General features: G+C 67.6%; 24 protein-coding genes. 10 read left to right on the forward strand and 14 right to left on the reverse strand.

Annotated elements, in window-relative coordinates; all coding sequences use genetic code 11:
- Nucleotides 1-199 precede the first annotated feature (199 nt).
- From PWS46_RS10075 to PWS46_RS10085, 3 genes are read left to right on the forward strand one after another with little or no spacing between them, the layout of a single operon-like run.
- Nucleotides 200-1,897, forward strand: a complete 1,698-nt coding sequence (locus PWS46_RS10075; protein WP_434614478.1) for a response regulator — start codon at nucleotides 200-202, stop codon at nucleotides 1,895-1,897.
- Between the two features lie 59 nt (nucleotides 1,898-1,956).
- Complete coding sequence (locus PWS46_RS10080) at nucleotides 1,957-3,651, forward strand: PAS-domain containing protein (RefSeq protein WP_434614481.1); 1,695 nt, start codon at nucleotides 1,957-1,959, stop codon at nucleotides 3,649-3,651.
- Nucleotides 3,648-4,043 (forward strand): response regulator, encoded by a 396-nt coding sequence (locus PWS46_RS10085; protein WP_085090045.1) that lies wholly within the window; start codon nucleotides 3,648-3,650, stop codon nucleotides 4,041-4,043. The genes PWS46_RS10080 and PWS46_RS10085 overlap by 4 nt, the downstream gene beginning before the upstream one ends.
- Before the next feature lie 23 nt (nucleotides 4,044-4,066).
- On the opposite strand, the gene moeB is transcribed toward PWS46_RS10085, so the two are convergent.
- The 7 genes from moeB to PWS46_RS10120 all read right to left on the reverse strand — a co-directional run bounded on the left by moeB (nucleotide 4,067) and on the right by PWS46_RS10120 (nucleotide 11,276).
- Nucleotides 4,067-5,224 carry a molybdopterin-synthase adenylyltransferase MoeB gene (gene moeB / locus PWS46_RS10090; RefSeq protein ID WP_434614484.1) on the reverse strand — a complete coding sequence of 386 codons (1,158 nt, stop codon included), beginning with the start codon at nucleotides 5,222-5,224 and terminating at the stop codon, nucleotides 4,067-4,069.
- Between the two features lie 9 nt (nucleotides 5,225-5,233).
- Complete coding sequence (locus PWS46_RS10095; protein WP_434614487.1) at nucleotides 5,234-5,512, reverse strand: MoaD/ThiS family protein; 279 nt, start codon at nucleotides 5,510-5,512, stop codon at nucleotides 5,234-5,236.
- The gene (locus PWS46_RS10100) at nucleotides 5,509-6,912 is read right to left on the reverse strand and encodes a TfuA-like protein (protein ID WP_434614489.1); all 1,404 of its coding nucleotides are present in this window, start codon (nucleotides 6,910-6,912) and stop codon (nucleotides 5,509-5,511) included. The genes PWS46_RS10095 and PWS46_RS10100 overlap by 4 nt, the downstream gene beginning before the upstream one ends.
- A gap of 14 nt (nucleotides 6,913-6,926) precedes the next feature.
- Nucleotides 6,927-8,180: a YcaO-like family protein gene (locus tag PWS46_RS10105; protein ID WP_434614492.1), complete on the reverse strand. Its 1,254-nt coding sequence runs from the start codon at nucleotides 8,178-8,180 to the stop codon at nucleotides 6,927-6,929.
- A 254-nt stretch (nucleotides 8,181-8,434) separates the two neighbouring features.
- A complete protein-coding gene (locus tag PWS46_RS10110) occupies nucleotides 8,435-9,694 on the reverse strand; it encodes a hypothetical protein (RefSeq protein WP_434614495.1) in 1,260 nt (419 codons plus the stop codon).
- 306 nt (nucleotides 9,695-10,000) lie between these two features.
- Nucleotides 10,001-10,576, reverse strand: a complete 576-nt coding sequence (locus PWS46_RS10115) for a hypothetical protein (protein ID WP_143266825.1) — start codon at nucleotides 10,574-10,576, stop codon at nucleotides 10,001-10,003.
- A gap of 127 nt (nucleotides 10,577-10,703) precedes the next feature.
- Nucleotides 10,704-11,276: a GNAT family N-acetyltransferase gene (locus PWS46_RS10120; protein WP_085090049.1), complete on the reverse strand. Its 573-nt coding sequence runs from the start codon at nucleotides 11,274-11,276 to the stop codon at nucleotides 10,704-10,706.
- Between the two features lie 339 nt (nucleotides 11,277-11,615).
- Between PWS46_RS10120 and PWS46_RS10125 the strand changes: the two genes are divergently transcribed.
- The 4 genes from PWS46_RS10125 to glyS all read left to right on the forward strand — a co-directional run bounded on the left by PWS46_RS10125 (nucleotide 11,616) and on the right by glyS (nucleotide 15,576).
- Nucleotides 11,616-12,065, forward strand: a complete 450-nt coding sequence (locus PWS46_RS10125; RefSeq protein WP_434614500.1) for a hypothetical protein — start codon at nucleotides 11,616-11,618, stop codon at nucleotides 12,063-12,065.
- 124 nt (nucleotides 12,066-12,189) lie between these two features.
- Nucleotides 12,190-12,471, forward strand: coding sequence for a hypothetical protein (locus PWS46_RS10130; RefSeq protein WP_434614502.1), 282 nt, complete (start codon nucleotides 12,190-12,192; stop codon nucleotides 12,469-12,471).
- Nucleotides 12,472-12,587: 116 nt separating this feature from the next.
- Entirely contained in the window at nucleotides 12,588-13,484 is an 897-nt protein-coding gene (locus tag PWS46_RS10135; protein WP_014248542.1) for a glycine--tRNA ligase subunit alpha, read from the forward strand.
- Nucleotides 13,485-13,488: 4 nt separating this feature from the next.
- Nucleotides 13,489-15,576, forward strand: a complete 2,088-nt coding sequence (glyS, locus tag PWS46_RS10140; protein ID WP_434614505.1) for a glycine--tRNA ligase subunit beta — start codon at nucleotides 13,489-13,491, stop codon at nucleotides 15,574-15,576.
- 141 nt (nucleotides 15,577-15,717) lie between these two features.
- On the opposite strand, the gene PWS46_RS10145 is transcribed toward glyS, so the two are convergent.
- Together PWS46_RS10145 and PWS46_RS10150 are read right to left on the reverse strand one after the other, a co-directional pair.
- Nucleotides 15,718-16,359: a chemotaxis protein gene (locus tag PWS46_RS10145; protein ID WP_434614508.1), complete on the reverse strand. Its 642-nt coding sequence runs from the start codon at nucleotides 16,357-16,359 to the stop codon at nucleotides 15,718-15,720.
- 5 nt (nucleotides 16,360-16,364) lie between these two features.
- Nucleotides 16,365-16,724 (reverse strand): response regulator, encoded by a 360-nt coding sequence (locus tag PWS46_RS10150; protein WP_085090053.1) that lies wholly within the window; start codon nucleotides 16,722-16,724, stop codon nucleotides 16,365-16,367.
- 128 nt (nucleotides 16,725-16,852) lie between these two features.
- Between PWS46_RS10150 and PWS46_RS10155 the strand changes: the two genes are divergently transcribed.
- From PWS46_RS10155 to PWS46_RS10165, 3 genes are all read left to right on the forward strand, one after another.
- On the forward strand, nucleotides 16,853-17,353 hold the full coding sequence (locus PWS46_RS10155; protein ID WP_434614511.1) for a putative toxin-antitoxin system toxin component, PIN family: 501 nt from the start codon (nucleotides 16,853-16,855) through the stop codon (nucleotides 17,351-17,353).
- Between the two features lie 137 nt (nucleotides 17,354-17,490).
- Nucleotides 17,491-17,961: a hypothetical protein gene (locus tag PWS46_RS10160; protein ID WP_434614514.1), complete on the forward strand. Its 471-nt coding sequence runs from the start codon at nucleotides 17,491-17,493 to the stop codon at nucleotides 17,959-17,961.
- Nucleotides 17,962-18,185: 224 nt separating this feature from the next.
- Entirely contained in the window at nucleotides 18,186-18,725 is a 540-nt protein-coding gene (locus PWS46_RS10165; RefSeq protein WP_434614516.1) for a DedA family protein, read from the forward strand.
- A gap of 12 nt (nucleotides 18,726-18,737) precedes the next feature.
- Here PWS46_RS10165 and PWS46_RS10170 read toward each other — a convergent pair whose 3' ends face one another.
- From PWS46_RS10170 to purQ, 5 genes are all read right to left on the reverse strand, one after another.
- Nucleotides 18,738-19,982, reverse strand: a complete 1,245-nt coding sequence (locus PWS46_RS10170) for an HD-GYP domain-containing protein (protein WP_434614519.1) — start codon at nucleotides 19,980-19,982, stop codon at nucleotides 18,738-18,740.
- Nucleotides 19,983-20,080: 98 nt separating this feature from the next.
- On the reverse strand, nucleotides 20,081-21,310 hold the full coding sequence (locus PWS46_RS10175; protein WP_434614521.1) for an SLC13 family permease: 1,230 nt from the start codon (nucleotides 21,308-21,310) through the stop codon (nucleotides 20,081-20,083).
- A gap of 22 nt (nucleotides 21,311-21,332) precedes the next feature.
- Nucleotides 21,333-22,157 (reverse strand): MBL fold metallo-hydrolase, encoded by an 825-nt coding sequence (locus PWS46_RS10180; RefSeq protein WP_434614524.1) that lies wholly within the window; start codon nucleotides 22,155-22,157, stop codon nucleotides 21,333-21,335.
- Nucleotides 22,158-22,331: 174 nt separating this feature from the next.
- A complete protein-coding gene (gene purL, locus PWS46_RS10185; protein ID WP_434614527.1) occupies nucleotides 22,332-24,557 on the reverse strand; it encodes a phosphoribosylformylglycinamidine synthase subunit PurL in 2,226 nt (741 codons plus the stop codon).
- The gene (gene purQ / locus PWS46_RS10190) at nucleotides 24,554-25,243 is read right to left on the reverse strand and encodes a phosphoribosylformylglycinamidine synthase subunit PurQ (protein ID WP_434614530.1); all 690 of its coding nucleotides are present in this window, start codon (nucleotides 25,241-25,243) and stop codon (nucleotides 24,554-24,556) included. The genes purL and purQ overlap by 4 nt, the downstream gene beginning before the upstream one ends.
- Nucleotides 25,244-25,278: the final 35 nt, after the last annotated feature.

Consider the following 25,278-nt stretch of genomic DNA (forward strand, 5'->3'; position numbering starts at 1 on the left):
AAGGGATTCCCGCTTGCGGTCCGGCCCAAGCTCGCCCCCCGAGTGGCATACAACCGATGGGGTGCCATACGCCACAGCCCTTCCCGTTCGGACGATGCGCGCTTATGGTAGGCTGCGCGGAGCTGGGTGCGCTATGGGGCGCCATGCGGGTCCGGCGGAGCGGCCCGCCTGTCGGGCGGGTTGGCGGTAGGAAGGCGGGATGGGCAAGATACTGGTTGTCGACGACGAGCGGGACGTCCAGACGCTGATCATGCAGCGTTTCCGCCGCGCCGTACGTGCCGGCGAACTGGAATTCCTGTTCGCCCATGACGGGAAGGAGGCGCTGGAGACCCTGCGCGCCCGCCCCGACATCGACATGGTGCTGAGCGACATCAACATGCCGGGCATGGACGGGCTGACGCTGCTGGACCATTTGCCTCAGGTGAATGCCGACATCCGGGCGGTGATGGTGTCGGCCTACGGCGATCTCGGCAATGTCCGCGCGGCGATGAACCGCGGCGCCTTCGACTTCATCATCAAGCCCATCGATTTCGCCGATCTGGAAGCCACCATCCACAAGACGCTGGAGGCCTGCCGTTCCGTGCGCCGGCTGCGCGACGCGCTGCAGGAAACCAGGACGGCGGAGGCGGCGTCGCGCGCCCAGGCCGCCCGCCTGCGCCGGGTCCTGGACGGCAGCCCGATCGGCGTGGCGATCATCACCGAAACCGGCGAGCTGCTCTACTGCAACCAGCGCTGCACCGACCTGTTCGGCGTGCCGGCGGAGACGCTGCAGCATCACTGCGCCCCCACCCTGTTCCGCCATGTCCAGGACCGGCTGACGGGACGGCCGTCGGAGGCCGGGTCGCAGTCGGCGTCGGAAGAGATCCATTACGTCCGCGAGGACGGGCACACGGTGTGGATGGCGATGTCCGTCGACCGCACCAACTATGAAAGCAAGCCGGTCTTCATCGTCTGGCTCTATGACATCACCGAACGCAAGGTGCAGGCCGAGGCTCTGCGCCGTGCCAAGGATTCGGCCGAACAGGCGCTGGCCGACCTCGAACGCATGCAGTCCGACCTGATCCGGGCGGAGAAGATGGCGGTGATCGGGCAGTTGATCGCGGCGGTCGCGCACGAGATCAACACGCCCGTCGGCATCGCGCTGACCGCCGCCACCCATCTGCAGACTGCCTCGGAAGCGATCATCCTGACCTTCAACGGCGGGCAACTGCGCAAAAGCGATTTTCAGGAGTATATCGGCACGGCCAGCGAGGTTTCGACGCTTCTGGTCGCGAACATCGAACGCGCCGCCGCCCTGATCCAGAGCCTGAAGCTGGTGACGGAGGGCAAGGCCAACTCCCCGCGCAGCCGCTTCGACCTGCGCGATTATCTGTCCGACATCGTGCTGGCGGTGCAGGTGCAGCCGGCCGCGTCCAGGCACCAGCTGGTTCTTGACTGCCCCGACGGCATTGCCCTCGACACCTATCCCGGCGCGCTGACCGAGGTGCTCCTGGCCCTGCTGACCAATGCCTTCGCCCACGCCTTCGAGACGGAGCCGGCCCCGGCGGCCGTCGCGGAAGGCGTCGGCGCGATGGCCGACGGCGGAGCCGATGGACTGGAGGAGGAGCCGGACGGCAGCCGGAACCGCCGGGGCCGGGTCACGGTTTCGGTCCGGCTGCTCGACAACGAGCGAATCGAACTTGTGGTGTCCGACAACGGCCGCGGCATTCCGGACGACATCCAGCCGCGGCTTTTCCAGCCCTTCGCCACCACCCGGCGTGGATCGGGCAGCATGGGACTGGGGCTTTATGCGGCGTTCAATCTCGTTACCGGCAAGCTGGGCGGCGAGATCGACATCGACAGCGCAGTCGGCCGTGGAACGACCGTGATCCTGCGCCTGCCGCTGGATGCCCCCTGACACGGCTTGGATGACCACCTCGCAAGACCGATACGGGCGACGGGAGAGTTGAAACGGACATGGACGATTTCACCAACCTCAAGGTTTTGCCGCCCCGGTCCGTGCAGGAAGCCCTGGACCTCGGGCGGGTCTACCATGACCAACTCGTCGCCGCGATGCCCGGCCTGCTCGTCCACAGCAACGACACTATCCTGCATTGCAGCGCCACCCTCGCCCGCCTGCTTGGATACGAGTCGGCCGAAAGCATCCAGGCGCTGCCGGGCGCCATGACGCTGGTTCCCGAGGACGACCGGCACACGGAACAGGATGTCTACACGCGCTGCCTGAAGGGATTGATCCGGTCGCAGGTCCGCCGGATCAAGCGGCACCGCGCCGACGGCAGCGTCCAGTGGTTCGACCAACTCATGGAGTCGGTGGACTGGGGCGGACAGCCGGCGGTGATGGAGATGCTGACCCTGATGCGCCCGCTGGCCGCCAATGCCGAGCTGCCGCACCAGGAACAGTTGCTGCAGGCGGCGATCGACGCCATGCCGAACGGCGTTCTGATGCTGGATCGCGACCTGAATGTCGAAGGCGCCAACAGCGAATTCTATCGGCTGTGGGACTATCCCATCGGCATGTTCCCCCCCGGAACCGCCGTTGCCTTGATTTTGACCTACAACCACGCCCGCGGCGATTACGGCGACGTTCCCTGTGAAGAGACCGTCGCGGAATTGTGCTCCCGCTATCTGGTCAAGGGTGTCTTCAACTCCGAGCGCCGTGTCCCGAACGGCCGCACCCTCGATATCCGCACCGCGCCACGGGCCGATGGCGGCTATGTCATCACCCACCATGACATCACCGACCGCAAACGCATCGAGGATGAACTTCGGCAGGCCAAGGAGCGTGCCGAAGCGATCCTGAAGGAACTGCGGGAAACCCAGCGGCAGCTGATCGTGCAGGAAAAGATGGCCGCATTGGGCCAATTGACTGCCGGAATTGCCCATGAATTGAAGAACCCGCTGAACTTCGTCAACAATTTCGCCGAGCTTTCGGGCGAATTGCTGGACGAGCTTCTGGAGTTGCTGGAGCCGCTGAACGACCATCTGAACGATGCCACGCGTATCGATGTCAACGATTTGGCCGGCAGCCTGCAAGGCAACTTGCGCAAGATTGCCGACCATGGCCGGCGCGCCGACGGCATCGTCAAAAGCATGCTGGCCCATTCGCGCGGCGGCGGTGGCGAGTGGCAGGCGACGGACCTGAATGCGCTGGTCGAAGAGGCGCTGACCCTGTCCTACCATGCCTTCCGCGCCCAGGATCGTGCCTTCAACGCCATATTGGCGAAGCATTTCGACCTTGTGGCCGGAGAGGTGAAGCTGGTGCCGCAGGACGTGTCGCGTGTCCTGGTCAACCTGTTCACCAACAGTTTCTACGCCGTCCGGAAACGCCAACTGATCTGCGGCGACCCGACTTTCGCGCCGCGGGTCGACGTCACAACCTCCGCAAGCGCGACCGATGTGTCGATCCGCATCCGGGACAACGGCATCGGCATGCCGCCGGCCGTCCTCGACAAGCTGTTCACGCCCTTCTTCACCACCAAACCGACCGGGGAAGGGACCGGCTTAGGCCTTTCGCTGAGCTATGACATCGTGGTACATCAGCACAGGGGGCGATTCGACGTGTCCAGCGTCGAGAACGACCACGCCGAATTCACAATCACGCTGCCGCGTGCAGCGACCGCGGTGTCGTTAGGGGAGCGCCGAAAGACATGACCCTGGGAATTCTTGTCGTCGACGACGAACCCGACATCGAGGATCTGTTCCGCCAGCGCTTTCGCGCCGAACTCCGCCGTGGTGAATTGGTCTTTCACTTCGCCGCTTCCGCCGAGGAAGCGCTGCAAAATCTGAACTCCGGATTGCAACCGGAGGCGGTGCTCGTTCTCAGCGACATCAACATGCCGGGCATGAGCGGGCTGGAGTTGCTGGAGCGCCTGCGGGTCGATTCGCCGGACGTGCCGGTCATCATGGTCACCGCCTATGGCGACAACGAGAACCGCCGCCGGGCGCTCGACATCGGCGCCACCGATCTGGTGACCAAGCCCGTCGATTTCGTCGCGCTGAAAAAGCTGGTCCACAGCGTCATCGAGCAGAAGAGCGCCGCCTGACCGGACATTCCGGCTCAATCCCTTCATGCCCCGCACACAGCCGCGATGTCGGTCAGTTCCGATGACGCGCCGGCGGCGCAGGATGGGCAGTGCGGGTCGACCGGTACGGCGATCTCGCTGAACTCGCCCCGCAGGCCGTCATAGAGCAGCAGGCGGCCGGCCATCGGTTCCCCCAGCCCCAGCAGAAGCTTGATCGTCTCGGCCGCCATGATGGTGCCGATCACGCCGGGCAGCACGCCCAGCACGCCGGCCTCGGCACAGGATGGGGCGTATTCGGCCGGCGGCGGTTCCGGGAACAGGCAGCGGTAACACGGGCGCACGCCCGGTGCGGCACCGCCGAACACCGAGACCTGCCCTTCGAACCGGAAGATGGCGCCGTAGACGTTCGGCACGCCCAGCCGCAGGCAGGCATCGTTGACGAGATAGCGCGTCGGCAGATTGTCGGACCCGTCGACCACCACGTCGTGGCCGACGAGCAGGTCCAGCACGTTGGCGGCTTCCAGCCGGGCTTCGTGGGCCACCACCTCGATGGTCGGGTTCAGGTCGAGCAGCGCGGTCCGTCCGCTCTCCACCTTGCGCTGCCCCAGCCGGCTTTCGGCATGCAGAATCTGGCGTTGCAGATTGCTGCGCTCCACCCTGTCATCGTCGATCAAGGTCAGCCGGCCGACGCCGGCGGCCGCCAGATACAGCGCGATCGGCGACCCCAGGCCGCCGGCGCCGATCAGGGCGACGCGGCTGCGCAGCAGCTTGTGCTGTCCGGCCTCGCCCACCTCGGGCATGGTCAGATGACGGCGGTAGCGCTCGCGCTGGGCGGCGTCGAGCCGCGGCGGCACCTCCACCGGCAGGCCCGCGGCCTTCCAGGCGGAGAAGCCGCCGGCGACCGAACGCACATCGCCATAGCCCAGCCGCAGCAGATCCTCGGCCGCGAACAGCGACCGGGTGCCGCCGGCGCACATCAGCAGGATCGGGCGCACCGGATCGGGCGCCGCCTCTTCGATGCGCAGCTCCAGGAAACCGCGCGGCAGGCGCAGCGCCCCGGCCGGCGTGCCGGACGCCGTCTCCTCGTCCTCGCGGACATCGACGAGCAGGGCGCCTCCCGCCTGCAGGGACAGCGCCTCGGCGGCGGCGATTTCCGGAATGCGGGCGCGCAGGTCGGACAGGCGCCGGTCCTTCAGGCTCATGACTGCTCCTCAACCACCCGCCAGGGCGACCATCAGCGTCAGCGTGGCGCCGGCCGGCAGCGCTGCCTCCAACCCACCCAGGCGCCGCACGTCGTCGCGACCGAGATAGACGTTCACGAACCGGCGCAACTCGCCCTCCGCCGTGAACAGCCGGTCGCGGAACGTCTCCTGCCCGGCGGTCAGCGCCGCCAGCGCCTCGCGCACGGTGGCGCCCGGAACCGCCACCTGATCCTTCCCGCCGACGAAGCCACGCAGCGGAGTCGGTATGCGAATCGTCACCTCGGTCACGCCTGCATCTCCTCTTCGGGCAGGGCCTCCGCGGCCTTGCCAAGCGCCGCCTCCGCCTCGGCGGCCAGACGGCGGAACAGATCGCGCACCTGCTTGGCCCGCATCAGGTCGATGCGCAGGTCGAGCACGTCCTTGAAGCCGGCCTCATTGGCCCAGACGTCGGCCGGCGCATCCATGCGGCAATTGGTGTGGGCGAGATGGTCGGCGATCAGCTCATCGATCGACTCGGTCGGCTGCTGGCTGTTGTCGCCGAAATGCAGCGCCATCACCTGTTCGATCAGCGCCGCCTCCTCCGCCGTCGCCTCGTACAGCCCGCGCAGGCGCAGTTCGTTCAGCACCGGCTTGGTCGTGCGCGCCATCATGCGGCGGGGGATCAGCCAGCGGATCATCGCCCGCTCAACCGCCAGCTCATGCATCAGTTCGGCGAATTCGGCGTCGGTCAGGTCGTTGCGGCGGCACCAGTCGGCCAATGCCTCCGGGCTGCCGAGCTTCCTGGCGTTGCAAAAACGCCAGACCTCGGCGTCGATCGCCGCCTGATCGACGGTCACGCCGACCACCTCCGCCAGTTGAATGATCAACAACCGGCCGAGCGCCGCCTTGTTGATCTGGGCGAAGTCCGGACGGTGCAGCGCCGCATGGCTGGCGATTTCCGACAGCGGCACGCTGTAGCCGCGGTGGGCGACGCGCCGGTCGCGCTCGTACAGAACGTTGAACGCATGCGACGCGTTGAAGGTGAAGGGGGCCGGGCGCGGCGGGGTGATCAGGCTGGCGAGATGGCTCAGCAGCACCTCGGCATCGCGGCGCTTCTGGTCGACCGCACCGTCCGCCAGGAACGCCTCGATCCGCTCCGTCTCCGCGTCGGTCAGCCCGGCATCCGCCCAGATGCGGTCGCGCTTGCGGTCGGTGAAGTAGAGCCGCTTTGCCGCAGCGATCACCCGATCGTGCAAGGCGGCGTCGACCACTCCCGCCGCCAGCGCCGCCGCCATGCTGGCGCGCAGATTCACCAGCGGCTCCGACAACGGGAAATAGCCGTCCTCCGGTCCGGCGTGGGCAAGCGCAACCTCGTCGTCGCCGGTCAGGCGGCCGTCGATGAACTGACGCGCCACCTCGCCCACCGGCACCATGCCGAAGGGATGGCATTCCGCCGCCCGCAACGCGCCCATGCTGGATGCGCCATAGACTGCGATCCCCTGATGCAGGGCGAACAGGATCTCCTTGTGCCAGACTGACAGCGACTGGCCGAACACGCCGTCGATCAAGGCGATCACGTCCGGGCGATGAATGGTCATCGCGCTGAGAACGTCCGCCTGCGCCGCCGGCGGCAGATAGATCGCGTCGGGCAGCAGCGCCCGGGCATCGTCCAACGGCATCGTCGGGCCGAGGAACACGCAGATCTTCATGCGCCCCATCCTGTTCATGCGACCGCTCCCACCCGGCCGGACTGCGCCTGCAATGCCTTGGCGAAGGCCACGGGGCGCGGGCCCGGGGTATAGAAGTCGAAGAGATAGCCTTCCAGGCCGGGCACCACCACCCGCACGACCGGAATGCCGATCTCCGGCTGGGTCAGGTCGAAGACCAGGGCCTGATCGATGCCGGACCGGCGCAGGACGTCCAGCAGTATCGCGATATCGCCCTCGAAAGTCGGCGTCGAGAGGTTCGCATGGCGCCGGCCGTCGACGCTGCACGGCGCGCTTTCGAGCGCCGCGATTTCCGCCATGCCGTCGGCGTTCTGGTTGCGGATCAGGTCGCGGCGGAAAAAGTCGTCCCGCGATCCCGCGATCAGCACCAGGCGCGACTGCACCGCCTCGGTCAGGGCCCGGCACATGGCGACCGCCGGCTCCAGATGGCTGCCGTAACCGCGATGCATGCCGGTCTTGCGGACGTCCCGGTCATACACCATCGCCAGATAGCTCGGCACGCCCATGTCATTGGTGACATCGTAAAGCAACGGGCGGATCCCGGCTTCGTCGAACCGGCGCAGCAGATCGCGTACGGAGGGCGCATCGATGGTCGACAGGTCCACCCGGGGCATCTGCATGCGCAGTACGTCGCTGGCATAGCGCCAGCACGCCACCGAGTCGCGCTCGATCACCTCGTAGAGGCCGGCGGCGATCGCCTCGAGGATGTGGTTGCCGCTGGCCAGTCCGTTGGTCCCCATCGCATAGAAGCTGCGCAGGCCCGGCCGGGCGACGGGGTTGCTGTAAAGACCGACGGAGGTCCACGGCGCGGCGACCGGGCGTCCGTTCATCAGATCCCAGCCCCAGGTCCAGAATTCCGGATTGTCGGGACGGAAAGCCCCGCCCTTGGTGCCGGGAATCCGGTCGAGCGGGATGCGCCCGTCGGCGGGCAGTTGGTTCCAGCTGACCTCAAGATAATGAAGCTGCAGCGTCTCGGCGTGGTGGAACTCGATCGCTTCCATCGCGGCCGACACGGTGGCGGCGGCAAGGCTGAACCCCTTGCCGGCACTGCCCGACAAGGTGGGGCTGTTGGGACGGTGGCCCAGCACCGTGTGGATACCCAGCCGGTCCAGCCCGGTGACATCGGCCAGCCGGGTGATTCCGCAGCGCGCGAAATGGGGAGCAATGCGGACCAGCGTCTCTTCCGGCGTCGACGTGCGATGAGTGCCCAGGAAAAAGCGCTTGGCTGCATGATGGACGGTATCGCCCAACCTTATGCCGAAAGGCGCCGTCCCATTCGGAACGGGAGAGGCACCGAACTGCGGCACGGCCGGAGGCGGCGATGCCGGGCGGCTTTGATCGAACGAAGCGTTGACTGGCATGGGTGCGGTCTTGGCCCTCGGCTGCGGCCGGTTCGGATAGGGACGTCAGCATTCATCGTCACGCCGCCGTCGGCAAGAGCCAACTCTGCGGAACCAGCGTGACGCGGGGGCCGGACGTCACGGGAACGCCGGCCCCCTGGACATCACGACTTGATCGGCGTGTCGTCGTCGGTCGCCGCCGGATTGGCCGCGCCGGCAGCGCTGGCCGCGGGCGACGGAGCACCGGCCGCAGCAAACCCGGCCGTGCCAGCAGCACCCGCCGCGGCGAAGCCGGCCATGCCGGCAGCGCTGGCCGCGGGCGACGGAGCACCAGCCGCAGCAAACCCGGCCATGCCGGCAGCACTGGCCGCGGGCGACGGAGCGCCAGCCGCAGCAAACCCGGCCATGCCGGCAGCACTGGCCGCGGGCGACGGAGCGCCAGCAGCGGCGAACCCAGCCGTGCCGGCAGCGCTGACCGCAGGCGACGGCGCACCGGCTGCGGCGAACCCAGCCGTGCCGGCAGCGCTGGCCGCAGGAGACGGAGCACCGGCCGCAGCGAAGCCAGCCGTGCCGGCAGCGCTGGCCGCAGGAGACGGAGCACCGGCCGCAGCAAACCCGGCGGTGCCAGCAGCACCCGCCGCGGCGAACCCAGCCGTACCGGCAGCGCTGGCCGCAGGAGACGGAGCGCCAGCCGCAGCAAACCCGGCGGTGCCAGCAGCACCCGCCGCGGCGAACCCAGCCGTACCGGCAGCGCTGGCCGCAGGAGACGGAGCGCCAGCAGCGGCGAACCCGGCCGTGCCGGCGGCACCCGCCGCGGCGAACCCGGCCGTGCCGGCAGCGCTGGCCGCAGGAGACGGAGCACCGGCTGCAGCAAACCCGGCCGTGCCAGCAGCACCCGCCGCGGCGAACCCAGCCGTGCCGGCAGCGCTGGCCGCAGGCGACGGAGCGCCCGCCGCAGCAAACCCGGCGGTACCGGCAGCACCGGCCGCAGCGAAGCCAGCCATACCGGCAGCACCGGCCGCAGGCGACGGAGCACCCGCCGCAGCAAAGCCAGCAGTACCGGCAGCGCCGGCCGCAGGAGACGGAGCGCCAGCGGCAGCAAACCCGGCGGTGCCGGCAGCACCTGCAGTGGCGTGCCCGGCCATGCCCGCGCCGGCAAAGGACGGAAGCGCAACGCCCGCCAGCGAAACAGCCGACGCTGCATTCGCAATCGATTCAGCGACGGTTGCGACACCCGTCTCGTCCGACAGATTGCCGAATGCCTCGGCCGCGGCAGAGCGCACATCCTCCGCCGTTACTCCGGCGAAACCGCCCTGCGCAAGAAGGGCGTGCTTGCCGGCAATATCCGACGTGTTCAACTGATCCCTAAATCCGCCATCGGTGGCGAGACGCTTTATAAGGTCAAGAGCCTGTTCGCTGGCCATTTGGCCCCTCCTGCAACGGGACTGCCAATATGATTGTTACTATCGTTGAGCAACGGCTAAACCAATAGCATAGGCAATCGGGCAAATTTCTACCAAAATCCTGCAGCTTCCGACAAATCGCGCACAAATTTAATATTGGGCGGCTGGTGCGGCATGTGACGGAAACTCCGCCAATCCGCGAAGAAAACACGACGCATCAATCGGATTGTGTTGAACAACAGCCGCACTACGCAAATACGAAAGCGGCAGGCTGACTGGAGCAACTCGACATTGCTTCAGCCAGCCCATCCACTACCGCCCCTGGATTCAGGCGGCCTTCTGATAAGCAGAGGCCGATGCATGGCTGAAGTTCGCGTTGAACGACGCCATCACATGAGCATCGACGGTTTCAATCGCTGACGCGCTGGCAGCGACATGCGTCGGAGCCAACGCCCGGCCGTCAGCGGTCTCGATCGCAGACGCGCTCATCGCCACCGGCAGCGGAGCCAGCGCATAGCCATCAGCGGTCTCGATTGCGGACGCGCTCATCGCCACAAGCGTCGGCGCCAGCGCACGGCCATCAGCGGTCTCGATCGCGGACGCGCTCATCGCCACAGGCAGCGGAGCCAGCGCCCGGCCGTCAGCGGTCTCGATCGCGGACGCGCTGGCGGCAACGGCGTTCACCACGCCTGCGCTCGGAACGAGGTGGGAAACGGCAGCCTCCGCTTGCGCGCCGAAGGCGTTCGCTGCGGCCGTGCGCATGTCGGACGCCGTCAGCGTTCCGAAGCCGCAACGCTGGAGAAGATCGCGCTTCCCCCGTGCGTCGAGAGATTGCAGCTGGCTGCGAAAGCCATGGTCGGTAGCGAGGGACTTCAAGAGATCGAGAGCCGTCGAGTCGGCCATGTTCATCGCCTCCATCATTCATGCCGGTCGGGTCCAGCGGGCATGACGACGGTACTGTGAAGACTCAGTCTCGAACAAGTTAAAAAGTTGCGTTGCTCGGGAATATTGCTACCGACAGGCTTTCCGATCAGCAGGTCCGGCGCTGCAGCGACCGGACTGCCTGGGCGCGACCGTCGCCGAACCACTCCTCCCGCGTCTGGCGCCAGAAATCGGCCTCGGCGGGGACCATCGGTTCAGGCAGAAGGCCCGACCCGCGGATCCGGGAACCGAGACGGCGCGCCACGGCCTGGGAGGCGGCATTGTCCGGGTGGATCGAATGGACGACCTCGGTCCAGCCGAGATGGTCGAACACCCAGTCGATGGCCGCGACGGCACTTTCCATCGCATAGCCGCGCCCCCAGCATTCGCGCGGAAGAACCCAGCCGACCTCCGTCACCGGCCAGCCTTCCGGCACCCATGGGCCGACCCGTCCCACCCACCGGCCGCTGGCCTTCTCGATCACCGAAAACATGCCGAAGCCCTGGATCGCCCAGGCACCGGCCATGCCGACGAATCCACGCCACGCCACGGACCGCGACTGCAGGCCGCCTATGAAGACGGTCGCCTGGGGATCGGTCATCATCGCAGCCCATGCGTCGAAGTCCTCCGCGCGCGTGGGCCGAAGGATCAGGCGCGCGGTTTCCAGCACCGGTTCACCCATGGATGCCACCATCGCCGAATGGAAAGCACCGGGAAAAGGGCCAACCCAGGCCGGGAATATGCCTTATGAGGATCCTTGGCGTCGCGCGCAGATCGAGGATAACCGACAACCGAAGACACATAGCAGCCCCGTGACAAACAACGCATGGACGAATCATAATTCACAGGCATCAGCCGTCCGTCCAGAGCGAACTGTCGGTACTACCCCTTCATCTAAGCGGAAAACCCTAGGCGTTCTGGGCTAGGGTGGCGGCGCCTCCGGCATCCCATATAGTAGCGCGCCTCCCGGTCCCGCGACCGTGGGGGACAAGAAGAACGGACACAAGAACGGAGTACGACGATGTCGCGGTTTCGGATGGCGGTTCTGGCCCTGACGGCGATGAGCGGCGCAACCTTGGCCCTCACCGGCTTCAGCGGCGGCGCCGCAGCCCAGTCGAAGCTGGATTCCTCGGGCCAGCCCGTGTGGGACGAAAGCCACAACCAGCGCCCGACCGCGCCCAGCGACCGCGCGCTGCCGGCCGGGGTCGTCACGCTGCGCACGGCAACCTCCGCCCCCGGGCTGCTCGGCGTCTATGCCCGCAACGGCCTGCCCTTCGACATCGTGCTGACCCGGGTCGACGCCACCCAGTGCATCAACATCGTGCCGGAGGATTGCGGCCTGCTCGGCACCGACATCCGCGTCGCGACCGGTGCGGAAGTGCTGGTGCGCAGCGTGCGGCAGGCCGACATGACCCGCACCTACGGCGTCGTTCCGGTCTACAGCTGGCGCCCGGCGGTCGCGGCCAAGTAACGCGGCCGGACGGGACCGCCGCCTCCCCTTTGCGGCGGTCCCGCCTTTTCCGTCCCCACCCTATTCTCTTGACTTCCCGTCACCCGCGGGCTGAATGCCCGGGAGATCAGACGGGTTGCCGGCGATGATATCCTTGTCCAAGATTATTCTCCTTGCGCTGGTGATCGGCGCGGTCTGGTACGGCTGGCGCTGGGTCAACCGCGTTCAGGAGATCGGCCGCGCCCGCACCGCCGCCCGCCGCCCGGATGGACGGCGCGATGCCGCTGGCGCCTCTGCGCGCGACTCCGGTACGCACACCCCCGCCATGGAGGCGGAGGATATGGAGAAATGTCCGGAATGCGGCGCCTATGTCGCTCCCCGCTCCGCCGTGTCCTGCGGCCGCCCGGCCTGCCCCTACGGACGCTGACGGCGGGAGCGGTCTGCCGCGCTGCGCTCTGACCGCGCTCCGCGCTGCGGCTTGATTTGACGGTCCCACCCGCCTATCGTGCGGCGCGTTTTCAACATTTCTATTGTGGACCGTCCATGGCCTCCCAGATCGGGACTTCCGACGGCGGAAACTCCGCCGACCGCCGCGGCCTGTCGTTCCAGGCCCTGATCCTCAAGCTCCACCAGTTCTGGTCGGAGCAGGGTTGCGTCATCCTGCAGCCCTACGACATGGAGGTCGGCGCCGGCACCTTCCACCCGGCGACCACGCTGCGCGCGCTGGGTCCGGATGCCTGGAAGGCGGCCTATGTGCAGCCGTCGCGCCGGCCGAAGGACGGCCGTTATGGCGAGAACCCGAACCGCCTGCAGCATTACTACCAGTACCAGGTCATCATGAAGCCCTCGCCGGCCAACGCGCAGGAGCTTTACCTGGACAGCCTGCGCGCCATCGGAATCGACCCGGCGCTGCACGACATCCGCTTCGTCGAGGACGACTGGGAAAGCCCGACGCTGGGCGCCTGGGGCCTGGGCTGGGAAGTGTGGTGCGACGGCATGGAAGTGACGCAGTACACCTATTTCCAGCAGGTCGGCGGCATCGAATGCGACCCCGTCGCGGTCGAGCTGACCTATGGGCTGGAGCGCCTCGCCATGTATGTGCAGGGCGTGGAGAATGTCTACGACCTGGACTTCAACGGCCAGGGCGTGAAGTACGGCGACGTGTTCAAGCGCGCCGAGGTCGAATATTCGAAGCACAATTTCGAGTTCGCCAACACCGACATGCTGCTCCAGCATTTCAAGGACGCCGAGGCCGAGTGCCAGGCGCTGGTCGCGCAGAACCTTGCGCTGCCCGCCTATGACCAGTGCATCAAGGCGTCGCATCTGTTCAACCTGCTGGACGCCCGCGGCGTGATCAGCGTTGTCGAGCGCGCCGCCTATATCGGCCGCGTGCGCACGCTGGCCAAGGCCTGCTGTGAAGTCTGGACGGGGGCGAAGTAATCCAATGACCGAACTCCTGATCGAATTCTTTTCCGAAGAAATCCCCGCCCGCATGCAGGCGCGGGCCGCCGACGACCTGAAGCGCCTCGTCACCGACAAGCTGGCGGCGAACGGCCTGACCTTCGCCAAGGCCGAAGCGCATTCCACCCCGCGCCGTCTGGCCCTGGTGGTCGACGGGCTGCCGGAGCGCACCGCCGACGTGCGCGAGGAGAAGAAGGGTCCGCGCGTCGGCTCGCCGGAGCAGGCGGTCGCCGGCTTCCTGAAGTCGGCCGGCCTCGACAGCCTCGACCAGTGCGAGCAGCGCGACACCGGCAAGGGCGTCTTCTATTTCGCGGTGACCGAAAAGAAGGGCCGCGAGACCGCCGGGGTGCTGGCGGAGATCATCCCCGCCGCCATGGCCGAGCTGCCCTGGCCGAAGTCGATGCGCTGGGGCACCGGCACCGTGCGCTGGGTCCGCCCGCTGCACTCGATCATCGCGCTGTTCGGCGGCCGCGTGCTCGACGGCGGCTATGACATCGGCGGCACCCAGGGCCGCGTCGCCTTCGGCAACGTCACCCGCGGCCACCGTTTCCTGGCGCCCGACGCCTTCACGGTGGAGAGCTTCGCCGACTACAAGGAGAAGCTGCGCGCCGCCAAGGTCGTGCTGGACCGCGAGGAGCGCAAGGCCAAGATCAAGGCCGATGCCGAGGCGCTGGCCGCCGCCCAGGGCCTGACCCTGTCGCCCGACGACGCCCTGCTGGAGGAGGTCGCCGGCCTCGTTGAATGGCCGGTCGTGCTGATGGGCGGCATCGACGAGAGCTTCATGGACGTGCCGTCGGAGGTCCTCATCACCTCCATGCGCACCCATCAGAAGTATTTCGCCGTGCTGGACGCCGAGGGCCGGATGGCCCCGCGCTTCATCGTCGTGGCGAACACCGAGACGCTGGACGGCGGCAAGGCCGTGGTCGCCGGCAACGAGCGCGTTCTGCGCGCCCGCCTGTCCGACGCCAAGTTCTTCTGGGACCAGGACCGCAAGACCAAGCTGGAAGCCCGCGTCCCGGCGCTGGAGAAGATCACCTTCCACGCCAAGCTCGGCACGGTGGCCGAGAAGGTCACCCGCGTACAGCTGCTTGCCGCCGAGATCGCCCGCGCCATCGGTGCCGACAGCGACGCCGCCAGCCGCGCCGCCCTGCTCTGCAAGGCCGATCTGGTGACCGAAGTGGTCGGCGAGTTCCCCGAGGTGCAGGGGATCATGGGCCGTTACTACGCGCTGGGCCAGGGCGAGAGCGCCGACGTCGCCAACGCGATTGCCGACCATTACAAGCCTCTGGGTCCGTCGGACTCCTGCCCGACCGCGCCGGTTTCGGTCGCGGTGGCGCTGGCCGACAAGATCGACACGCTGGTCGGCTTCTTCGCCATCGACGAGAAGCCGACGGGGTCGAAGGACCCCTATGCGCTGCGCCGCGCCGCGCTGGGCGTGATCCGGCTGGTGCTGGAGAACGGGCTGCGCGTGAAGCTGTCGGAGATTTTCGCTGCGGCCCATGGCGCCTACACGGTCAGCGGCTTCGCCCCGGCCGGCAGCGTCGGCGGCGACCTGATGTCCTTCTTCGCCGACCGCCTGAAGGTGGTGCTGCGCGAGCAGGGCGTGCGTCACGATCTGGTGGATGCGGTGTTCGCACTGGGCGGCGAGGACGATCTGGTCCGGCTGCTGGCCCGCGTGAAGGCTCTGCAGGCCTTCGTCGGCTCCGAGGAGGGCGCCAACCTGGCAGCGGCCTACAAGCGCGCCTCCAACATCGTCCGCATCGAGGAGAAGAAGGACGGCGCCAGCTTCGACCAGCCGGTCGACGCCGACCGTCTGGCCCAGGACGAGGAAAAGGCGCTGTTCGCCGCGCTGAACGAGGCCTCGGCCACCGCCAAGCCGCTTCTGGACGCGGAGGACTTCACCGGCACCATGGCGGCGCTGGCGAAGCTGCGCGGCCCGGTGGATGCCTTCTTCGACAAGGTCACGGTGAACGCGGAGGACAAGGACCTGCGCGCCAACCGCCTGCGCCTGCTGACGCAGATCCGCACCACGCTGAACGCGGTGGCCGACTTCTCGAAGATCGAAGGGTGAGGCTTGGGGGTGGGGCGTTAGACCCCCACCCTAACCCTCCCCCGCTGGGCGGGGGAGGGGATAAGGGCTTGTTCGGAAAAGCAGCGGCAGTCCCTCCCCCGCCCAGCGGGGGAGGATAGGTGGGGGTCTAACCCCGCACCCTCACAACCCCGCCAAAGCCCGCCGGATCGCTTCGCGGAAGGCGTCCAGCGAGGCGATGTCCAGCAGGAACAGCGCATGCCCGCTGGCATCGCCGGCGGCCAGCGCCATGTCGATGCGCACGAACAGCACCGGGTCGGTGGCGGACCCGATGACCGCCGACGGCGCGCCGGTGCCATAGCCCGGAACCGCACCCGACAGCTCACCGCCGATCAGGTTGGACAGACTGGCGAGGCAGCCGTTCAGGATGATGTTGCCGATCTCGGTCAGCGCATCCTGCTCCATCTCGCCCGGCGCCTTGGCGGCGGGATCGACGGGGACGAGGCGGCCGACCAGGGCCAGCGTGCCGCGTTCGGGGAAGATCAGCATCGCTTCGCCGGTGAAGGGGCCGGTGAAGGCGCCGCGCACGGCGCAGACCGGCTGATCGCCCTCCAATTCGCCGCCCACCTCGCTGGTGATGCGGGCGCGGGTCGACACCGCGAAGGACGGCACCGACAGATGCACCTCCTCGCCCAGCATGGAGCTGAGCGCGGCGGCCGGTTCGCCCATGCCGATGTTGAACAGCTCTGCGATGGCGTCGGCCTCGTCGGCGTCGAGGCGGAGCGGGTCTTCCGATGCCGGGCCGGATGATGTGGAGTCGGCCATCGGCGTCACTGCCCGGCCGCGGCGAGAAACTCGCGGATCTTGTCCGAGGTGATCGGCTTGGCGATGAAGCGGACGCCCAGCGCCTCGGCCTTGCGCTTCAGCGCGTCCTGGACGTTGGCGGTCAGCAGGCCGATGGGCAGGCCGATGAAACGCTCCTTCAGTCGCTCGGCCAGCTGCAGCCCGTCCATGCCCGGCATGTTGTAATCGACGATGGCGGCGACCGGCGGCACCTCTCCGACGATCTCCAGCCCCTCTTCGCCGCTGGCCGCGGTGACGATGGTCCAGTCAGGCCGCAGAGAGGCGATGACGCTGGAGACCATGTTGCGCGCAAGTCGGCTGTCGTCGACGACGAGGATGCTGGTCATGCCGATACTTCCGTCCTAAAGGTTCCGTTCACACCTTGCGGGCTTCTTACCGCAAAGCGCCCCTGCCCACAACAGACGCTTCGCACTGGCCCCGACAACTTCAACCGCGATGGTCCAGCAATATATCAATGCTCAGCCGCGACAACACCGACCCCGACGCGGTTCGCCCTTCGGCGCCGACGCCGATCCGGGCCGTGCTCGACACCAACATCCTGGTCGCCTATGCGCTGCTTGGCGATGCCGCTGCACGCCGGCACGACGCGATCCGCCGCTGCGTTGAGCGGGTGCGCGCCGACCGGGGCCTCGTCGGCAGCACCGAAACGCTGGCGGAACTGGAGGAGGTGCTGATGCGCCCGACCTTCGACCGCTACACCCCCGCGGCGGATCGCCGCGCCTTCCTGGATCGCATCAGCGGGGAGATGACGCTGGTTGCCCCCGCCGCGGTCGGGCGCCTGTGCCGCGATCCGGAGGACGACATGTTCCTGGCGGCGGCGGTGGGCGGATCGGTGCCCTGGCTGGTGACGGTCGACCGCCAGCTTCTGTCGGTGCGCCGCGCCGCCGAAACGCGGGTGCTGCGGCCCGAACGCTTCCTGGAGGCGCTGGCTCTTCTCCATGCCCCTCGGACATAGCCGGCAGAATCCGCTCGACAAACCCAGCGCTCTTCCTAGAATGAAAAGAGAACACACCGCAAACCGCGGGTGAACAGGGAATGGCCTGCGCGCGAAGCGCCGGCGATATTGGCGGAGCGCAGGGGGCAACCGCAGCGATGAGCGTCCAACGGCTTCTGTTCGACGATCTGCCGGAGACCGAACCGGCGCGCAAGCCGCGCCGGTCCCGGGCTGCCGCGACGACCGCCGCGTCTTCGACGATGGCCGCCCAGGTCGCGGTCGATGTGGTGCGGGAGGCCGCCCCCTTGCCCAGGGTTGCGACGAAGGCGGCGGCGATGGCGGCCGCTGTCGCCACCCTGCCGCTCGCCCCTCCCGCCCCTCCACCGCCGCCGCCGGCCTTCGATCCGGCCGCACTGTCCAATCCAGAGCTTCGGGCGCTGGTGCAGGCGCTGCCCGACCAGCGGCTGGCCCATCTGCTGATCGAGGCGGCGCGCGAACTGAAGCGCCGCGCCGTCCCCGACCGCGGCGGTGCCGATGGCGAGGATGGGGATGTGCCGATGGAACCCAACCCCGCCCTTCTGCGCGCCGCCCGGCAGGCCGTCGGCGAGTTGTCCGGCGACGATTTCTGAGCCACATCCCGCCGTTGGGGCAGCCCCTTAGTCAATAAAGTTTCCGAGACAAACGGCGCGGCTTTATGTCATGATCCGTCCCAGCCCACGCTCTACATGCCGCATCGCACAATATAGCGGTTACAAAGCGCCACCGGGCCCGCCGAACCCACAAGCGACGTCTCCCGGAGGGGGCTTTGGACTGGATCACTTGGTTGCAGGAATGGGGGAACGCCTTTTACCCGATGGCCTTTATCTGGGCCTTTTTTGAAGGTGAAACATTTGTAATCTTCGGCGGGATGGGCGCCAAACTTGGCATCGTCAATCTCTATTGGCTGGTCGGTTCGGTGTGGGTCGGCAGCTTCATGGGCGATCAGGTGTGGTTCTGGCTGGGCCGCCGCTGGGGCAAGAAGGCACTGGCCCGCTTTCCGTCAGCCGATGCCCATGCCTGCCGGGTCCTGAACTGGCTGGAGAGGTACGGCGTCGCCTTCATTCTGGTCTTCCGCTTCCTCTATGGCGTGCGCAACATCGCATCCGTCGCCATCGGCACCTCCGGCATGCCGTGGTCGCGCTTCCTGTTCTGGAACTTCATCGCCGCCGGCATCTGGGCCTGGAGCTTTGCCGGTGCCGGTTACCTGTTCGGTGAAGCCGCCGCCGCCATCGGCGAGGATGGGCCGAAGATCCTGCTGCTGACCGGCCTTGCCATCGGCGGCCTGTGGCTGGGGATCAAGAGCTTCCGCTGGGTCCGCCGCCGCGCGCTGGCCGCGACCAATCCGGCGGAGTGATCCGCCGGCCTCTCAGGCCGTGACGCTCTCCTGATCCTTCAACCGCTCCCAGATCGCATCGAACTCCGCATGGCGGCCGGCGAACAGCGACAGCAGGCGCGGGTCGAAATGGACCCTGGGGTCCAGACGGTCGTCACCGTTCAGCAGGATGTCGACCGCCTTCTCGTGGCTGAATGACGGTTTGTAGGGACGGGCGCTGCGCAACGCGTCGTAGCAGTCGGCGATGGCGACGATGCGGGCAGCCAGCGGGATTTCCTCCCCCTTCAAGCCACGCGGATAGCCGGTTCCGGCCCACTGCTCGTGATGGTACAGCGCGATCTCGGCGGCCATCTTCAGCCGGTCCGACGCGACCAGGATGTCGTGGCCATAGACCGGATGGCGCCGCATCTCCGCCAGTTCGCGGTCGTCGAGCCGGCCCTTCTTGTGCAGCACCGCCTGATCGACGCTCATCTTGCCGACATCGTGCAGGGCGGCGGAAAAGCGGATCTCGGCGCAGAAGGCGCGGCTGCAACCGGCCCAGGTCGCCAGTGCGTGGGAGTATTCGTTGACCCGCAGGATGTGGTTGCCGGTGTCCTCGTCATGCACCTCGGCGGCGCGGGCCAGCAGATTGACCGACACCATGAAGGCGCGCTCCGTCTCCGCCTGAAGCTCGGCGACGCGTCGGCGCTCGCGGGTCAGGGCACGGTTGCGCTCGGTCAGCCGCTCCAGCGTCGCCGCCCGCTCCAGCGCCCGGCCGACGATGTGGTTGACCGGAGCGATCATCTGTTCATGTTCCGGCAGAAAAGCCGGCGGCCCCTCCACCGGACGGCGGTTGATCAGTTGCACCACACCGATCGGCCGGTCACGGAAGCCTTTCAGCGCAAAGGCCATGATGGACCGGGTGCGGAATCCGGTGCGCTGGTCGAAGGCGGGGTTGAAGCTGTAAGGCCGTTCCACCGGGATGGCGTAGGCATCCTCCAGCAGCAGAGTCTCGCCGGTCGCCGCGACATATCCGACGATGGAGGCTTGGCTCACCGGCACGGAAAACAGCTTCGGTTTGGCACGGATCACGTCGTTCTGGGCGCTGACCGCCTCCAGATTCCGATGCCGCCCCTGCCCGCGCAGCATGAAGACCGTGCCGGCCTCCGCCCCCGTCAGATCGCGGCATTTGCGCAGCACCCGATCGCTGAGCGATCGCAGCGACTGGTTCGGCGCACTTTCGATAAATTCAAGGAATTGGCCGACCAGCCCCACAGCGCTCCCCCACCCGGCACACATGCAACGGTGCGCGAACAGAGTACCCCATTTGTCGCACCCGGCAGAAGGGGCTTGCAGTCCCGAAAATCACACGCTGATCACAGGTCACAGATGACGCGTCACAGCCCCATCCAGCCGCCGGCCCACAGCCAGACCGCCGCCAGCGCCATCGACAGCAGCGCCATCGGCACGCCGCAGCGGGCATGCTCGACGAAACCCAGCCGGACACCGGCCGCCGCCGCCCGCTCCGCCACGATGATGTTGGCGAGGCTGCCCGGCAGCAGCAGGTTGCCGGCCAGGGTCGACAGCAGGGCCAGACCATAGAGCGCCCCTTCCGGCGGCGACGGCCAGGCGGCCAGCAGCAGGATCACCGCCGGGACATTGCCGATGCTGTTGCTGCCCACCAGCGACAGCGGCAGAATCACCGCCAACCGGTCGGGCAGCCATCCCGCCGCCTGCAGGTCGCCGACCAGCGTCGCCGGGATGCCGGTCAGACCCAGCGCGTGGTTGATGGCGAAGAGCGCCGCGAACAGCACCAGCAGATGCCAGTCGACCATCCCCAACATATCGCGGCTGGCCATGCGCCGGCTGATCATCATGACGCCGGCGACCAGCAGCACCGCATGTTCCTGCGGGATATCGCGGGTGAACAGCACCAGCAGCACCAGCGTCGCCGCCACCGCCTTGCCCAGCTGCCAGCGGTCGAGCGCCACCGGTGCCACCTGTTCGCCGCCCTCCTGCGGCATTCCGAAGCGCCCGCGCCAGACGACCCAGACGGTGCCGTAGACGATGGCCATCGCCGCCAGGGCCGGGCCGCCGCAGACCGCCAGGAAACGCCAGAAATCGAGATGCCCGATCTGCCCGATCAGGATGTTCTGCGGGTTGCCGATCAGCGTGGCCGCCGATCCGGCATTGGCCGCGCCCGCGAGCGCGATCAGGTAGGGCCGCGGGTCCAGTCTTCGGGCCTGCAGGCCCAGGCACAGCATCGGCGTCATCGCGAAGACGACCACGTCGTTCGCCAGCACCGCCGACAGACCGCCGGCGACCAGCACGATCACCGCCAGCAATCGGGCGGGTGACCGCGCCGCCCGTGCGACCCGGAGCGCGCACCAGTCGTAGAATCCGCTGCCGGCATATTGCGCCGACAGGATCATCAGCCCCAGCAGGATGAAGATCGTCGGGAAATCTACCGCCGCCACCAGCTGCGTGGTGTCGAGCGCCCCGGTCGCCAGCAGCAGGATCGCCGCGACCAGTGCGATGCCGGTGCGGTCGATGCTGAGGCCGGGAAAGCGCCCCAGCGCCATGCCCAGATAGGTGGCGGTGAACAGAATCAGGATGGTGGCGGTCATAATGCCCGATGCGCAGGGAAGATCAGTCGAGGGAGATGGTGGTTCCCTCGCGCGCGGCAAAGCAGTTCGGGAATTCCGCCTTGGCCGCCGCTTCGATCCGCTCCATGGCGGCGTCGTCATGGTCGGGATCGTGGTGGAACAGGCCCAGCGTCTTCACATGGGCGGCACGGGCGATCCGCACCGCCTCCATCCAGGTCGAATGACCCCAGCCGACCCGCTGCGCCCATTCCTCGTCGGTGTAGGTCGAGTCGTAGAGCAGCAGATCGACGCCGTCGACAAGGTTCAGGATGTTGCGGTCTGGATGGTCCGGCACATGCTCGGTATCGGTGACATAGGCCACCGACCGTCCCTGATACTCGATCCGGTAACCGGTGGCGCCGTCGGGGTGGTTCAGCGCCGCGGTGTGGATGCGCACCCCACCCTCCAGCTTGAAGCTGTGACCAGGGGGCACCTCAAGGAAGCTCAGGTTGCCGCCCATGGTGCGCAGCGGCACCGGGAACAGCGGCCGTTCCATCTGGCGCGCCATCACCGATTCGATGTCGGGACTGCCTGTCAGATGGCCGGAGATCACCCGCAGGTCGAACCCCTTGGTGTAGGCCGGCGCAAAGAAGGGAAAGCCGCTGATATGGTCCAGATGGGTATGGCTCAGCAGCAGCGTCGCGCTGGTCACCCCCTCGGCCAGCAGCTTGCGGCCCAGCATCCGCAGTCCTGTGCCGGCATCGATGATGATCCGCTGCTTGCCCGCCTGCACTTCGACGCAGGACGTATTGCCGCCGAAACCCAGATGCGAGGCCATCGGGCAGGGGATCGTGCCGCGCACCCCCCAGAAGGTGACTGAAAACCCCATTCCCCCGCCTCCAGGCGCATCGATGCACCGTTCCAACCCCTTTGGACGGCGAGTTTAGCGCGATCCATCGGTATGTACACGACGGTGGACGTTCGGCAAGGAATGATCACCGAAAAACGGACGGGGCCGCTTCACAGGAAGCGACCCCGCCAATTGCACCATTGCTCGGCCGGCTTACAGCTCGGCAGCCATATAGTCCGGCAGCCAGTTCTCGTTGGCATCGCGCAGGCGCTTCAGCGAGACGATGTCGCCGCCACGGCCCGACAGCGCGGTGCCGTGGGTCTCGCCCAGCACGCTGACCGGCACGCCGGCCGCCTTGGCCTTTTCCTGCACCGCCGCGGCGACGTCCGGACGGACGGCCAGGACGTAGCGGCCCTGGTCCTCGCCGAACAGCACGCGCGGGGACGCACCGTCGAAGCCGGTCAGATAGGCGCCGATGCCGCCGGCCAGCGCCATCTCGGCGATGGTGACGATCAGGCCGCCGTCGGCCACGTCGTGGCTCGACACCACCAGACCGTCGCGGATCAGGCCGCGGACGAAGTCGCCGTTGCGGCGCTCCACCGCCAGATCGACCGGCGGGGGAGCCCCCTCCTCGCGGCCGAGGATCTCGCGCAGGAAGATCGACTGGCCGATGTGGCCCTTCGTGTCGCCCACGGCGAGAATGACGTCGCCCTCGTTCTTGAAGGCGATGCCGACGGCGATCATCGCATCCGGCATGATGCCGACGCCGCCGATGGCCGGGGTCGGCAGGATCGCTTCGCCGTTGGTCTCGTTGTAGAGCGAGACGTTGCCCGACACGACCGGGAAGTCCAGCGCCTTGCAGGCCTCGCCGATGCCCTGAACGGCGCCGACGAACTGGCCCATGATCCGCGGCTTCTCTGGGTTGCCGAAGTTCATGTTGTCGGTGATGGCGAGCGGCAGGGCGCCCACCGCCGACAGGTTGCGCCACGCCTCGGCCACAGCCTGCTTGCCGCCCTCGACCGGGTCGGCGAGGCAGTAGCGCGGGGTGCAGTCGGTGGTGATGGCGACCGCCTTGGTCTGGCCCGGCACGCGGACGACCGCGGCGTCGGCCTGACCCGACATGAAGCGGGTGTCGCCGCCGACGAGGCTGTCATACTGCTCCCAGATCCAGCGCTTGGAGGCCAGATCGGGGCAGCCGAACAGCTTGGTCAGCGTGTCGCCCAGGTCGCCGGAATAGCCGGCCAGCGCGCTGTCGTCGACGTCCGAAGTCTTCGGCGTCGGCTCCCACGGGCGGTCGTATTCCGGGGCGGCGTTGGACACCGGGGCGATCGGCATGTCGCACCAGGTCTCGCCATACATCTTGATGACGAGGTTGCCGGTGTCGGTCAGGTGGCCGATGACGGCGAAGTCCAGCTCCCACTTGTCGAAGATGGCCTTCGCCACCTCCTCGCGGCCGGGCTTCAGGATGATCAGCATGCGCTCCTGGCTTTCGGAGAGCATGATCTCATAGGGCGTCATCGCCTCTTCGCGCATCGGCAGGGTGTCGAGCGTCAGCTCGATGCCCAGACCGCCCTTGCCGGCCATCTCGACCGAGGAGGAGGTCAGGCCGGCGGCGCCCATGTCCTGGATGGCGACGATGGCATCGGTCTCCATCAGCTCCAGGCAGGCTTCGATCAGCAGCTTCTCGGTGAAGGGGTCGCCGACCTGCACGGTCGGGCGCTTCTCCTCCGAATCCTCGGTGAACTCGGCCGACGCCATCGTGGCGCCGTGGATGCCGTCGCGGCCGGTCTTGGAGCCGACATAGACGACCGGGTTGCCGATGCCGGCGGCGGCCGAATAGAAGATCCTGTCGGTCTTGGCCACGCCCACGGTCATGGCGTTGACCAGGATGTTGCCGTTGAAGGCCGGGTGGAAGTTGGTCTCGCCGCCCACGGTCGGCACGCCGACGCAGTTGCCGTAATGGGCGATGCCGGCGACCACGCCCGACACCAGATGGCGGGTCTTGGAATGCTCGGGCGAGCCGAAGCGCAGCGCGTTCATGTTGGCGATGGGTCGGGCGCCCATGGTGAACACGTCGCGCAGGATGCCGCCGACGCCCGTCGCCGCGCCCTGGAAGGGCTCGATGTAGGACGGGTGGTTGTGGCTCTCCATCTTGAAGATGACGGCGTCGCCGTCGCCGATGTCGACCACGCCGGCATTCTCGCCGGGGCCGCAGATCACCTGCGGGCCGGTGGTCGGCAGCGTCTTCAGCCAGACCTTCGACGACTTGTAGGAGCAATGCTCCGACCACATGACCGAGATGATGCCCAGTTCGGTGAAGGTCGGGGTGCGGCCCAGGATGTCCAGGGCGTTCCGGTATTCCTCGGCGGACAGGCCGAACTCCTTGGCGAGTTCGGCGGTGACCGGACGCTCCTGCGCCTTGGTAGCTTCAGCGCTCACGACAGGGCCTCCACCAGACCATCGAACATGGGCTTGCCGTCGGTGTTGCCGTGCAGGGCCTCCACCGCGTCCTCGGGGTGCGGCATCAGGCCCAGCACGGTGCGCTTGGCATTGAAGATGCCGGCGATGTCCGTGACCGAACCGTTGGGATTGCCGCGCGGATCGGCGCGGGTCTCGTCGGCGATGTAGCGGAAGGCCACCTGGCCCTCGCCGTCCAGACGCTTCACCGTTTCGGCGTCGGTCCAATAGTTGCCGTCGCCGTGGGCGATCGGGAAACGGACAACCTGACCCTTGGCGTATTTCGCCGTGAAGGGGCTGTCGGTGTTCTCCACCCGCAGATGCTGGACGCGGCAAATGAACTTCAGCCCGCCGTTGCGCATCAGCGCGCCGGGCAGCAGACCGGCCTCGGTGATGATCTGAAAGCCGTTGCAGATGCCGAGCACCCGCACGCCCTGATCGGCCCGCGCCTTCACCTCGCGCATGATCGGCGAATGCGCCGCCATGGCGCCGGAGCGCAGGTAATCGCCATAGGAGAAGCCGCCGGGCACGACGATCAGGTCGACCTTGGGCAGTTCGGTGTCGCGGTGCCAGACCAGATACGGCTTGGTTCCGCTGGCGGCCTCCAGCGCGGCGACGGCGTCGCGTTCGCGGTTGGAGCCGGGGAAAACGACGATGGCGGCCTTCATGGGGCGGTCAAAATCCGGCGTCGTGAGGGGGAGGA

This window comes from Azospirillum sp. B2RO_4 (assembly GCF_051124815.1).
Classification (GTDB): domain Bacteria; phylum Pseudomonadota; class Alphaproteobacteria; order Azospirillales; family Azospirillaceae; genus Azospirillum.

Bases quoted from the DNA above. Each gene is read 5' to 3' on its own strand.
- PWS46_RS10075 (WP_434614478.1), top strand. From the start codon at position 200: ATGGGCAAGATACTGGTTGTCGACGACGAGCGGGACGTCCAGACGCTG.
- PWS46_RS10080 (WP_434614481.1), top strand. From the start codon at position 1,957: ATGGACGATTTCACCAACCTCAAGGTTTTGCCGCCCCGGTCCGTGCAG.
- PWS46_RS10085 (WP_085090045.1), top strand. From the start codon at position 3,648: ATGACCCTGGGAATTCTTGTCGTCGACGACGAACCCGACATCGAGGAT.
- moeB (WP_434614484.1), bottom strand. From the start codon at position 5,224: ATGAGCCTGAAGGACCGGCGCCTGTCCGACCTGCGCGCCCGCATTCCG.
- PWS46_RS10100 (WP_434614489.1), bottom strand. From the start codon at position 6,912: ATGAAGATCTGCGTGTTCCTCGGCCCGACGATGCCGTTGGACGATGCC.
- PWS46_RS10110 (WP_434614495.1), bottom strand. From the start codon at position 9,694: ATGGCCAGCGAACAGGCTCTTGACCTTATAAAGCGTCTCGCCACCGAT.
- PWS46_RS10115 (WP_143266825.1), bottom strand. From the start codon at position 10,576: ATGGCCGACTCGACGGCTCTCGATCTCTTGAAGTCCCTCGCTACCGAC.
- PWS46_RS10120 (WP_085090049.1), bottom strand. From the start codon at position 11,276: ATGGGTGAACCGGTGCTGGAAACCGCGCGCCTGATCCTTCGGCCCACG.
- PWS46_RS10125 (WP_434614500.1), top strand. From the start codon at position 11,616: ATGTCGCGGTTTCGGATGGCGGTTCTGGCCCTGACGGCGATGAGCGGC.
- PWS46_RS10130 (WP_434614502.1), top strand. From the start codon at position 12,190: ATGATATCCTTGTCCAAGATTATTCTCCTTGCGCTGGTGATCGGCGCG.
- PWS46_RS10135 (WP_014248542.1), top strand. From the start codon at position 12,588: ATGGCCTCCCAGATCGGGACTTCCGACGGCGGAAACTCCGCCGACCGC.
- glyS (WP_434614505.1), top strand. From the start codon at position 13,489: ATGACCGAACTCCTGATCGAATTCTTTTCCGAAGAAATCCCCGCCCGC.
- PWS46_RS10145 (WP_434614508.1), bottom strand. From the start codon at position 16,359: ATGGCCGACTCCACATCATCCGGCCCGGCATCGGAAGACCCGCTCCGC.
- PWS46_RS10150 (WP_085090053.1), bottom strand. From the start codon at position 16,724: ATGACCAGCATCCTCGTCGTCGACGACAGCCGACTTGCGCGCAACATG.
- PWS46_RS10155 (WP_434614511.1), top strand. From the start codon at position 16,853: ATGCTCAGCCGCGACAACACCGACCCCGACGCGGTTCGCCCTTCGGCG.
- PWS46_RS10160 (WP_434614514.1), top strand. From the start codon at position 17,491: ATGAGCGTCCAACGGCTTCTGTTCGACGATCTGCCGGAGACCGAACCG.
- PWS46_RS10165 (WP_434614516.1), top strand. From the start codon at position 18,186: ATGGCCTTTATCTGGGCCTTTTTTGAAGGTGAAACATTTGTAATCTTC.
- PWS46_RS10170 (WP_434614519.1), bottom strand. From the start codon at position 19,982: ATGTGTGCCGGGTGGGGGAGCGCTGTGGGGCTGGTCGGCCAATTCCTT.
- PWS46_RS10175 (WP_434614521.1), bottom strand. From the start codon at position 21,310: ATGACCGCCACCATCCTGATTCTGTTCACCGCCACCTATCTGGGCATG.
- PWS46_RS10180 (WP_434614524.1), bottom strand. From the start codon at position 22,157: ATGGGGTTTTCAGTCACCTTCTGGGGGGTGCGCGGCACGATCCCCTGC.
- purQ (WP_434614530.1), bottom strand. From the start codon at position 25,243: ATGAAGGCCGCCATCGTCGTTTTCCCCGGCTCCAACCGCGAACGCGAC.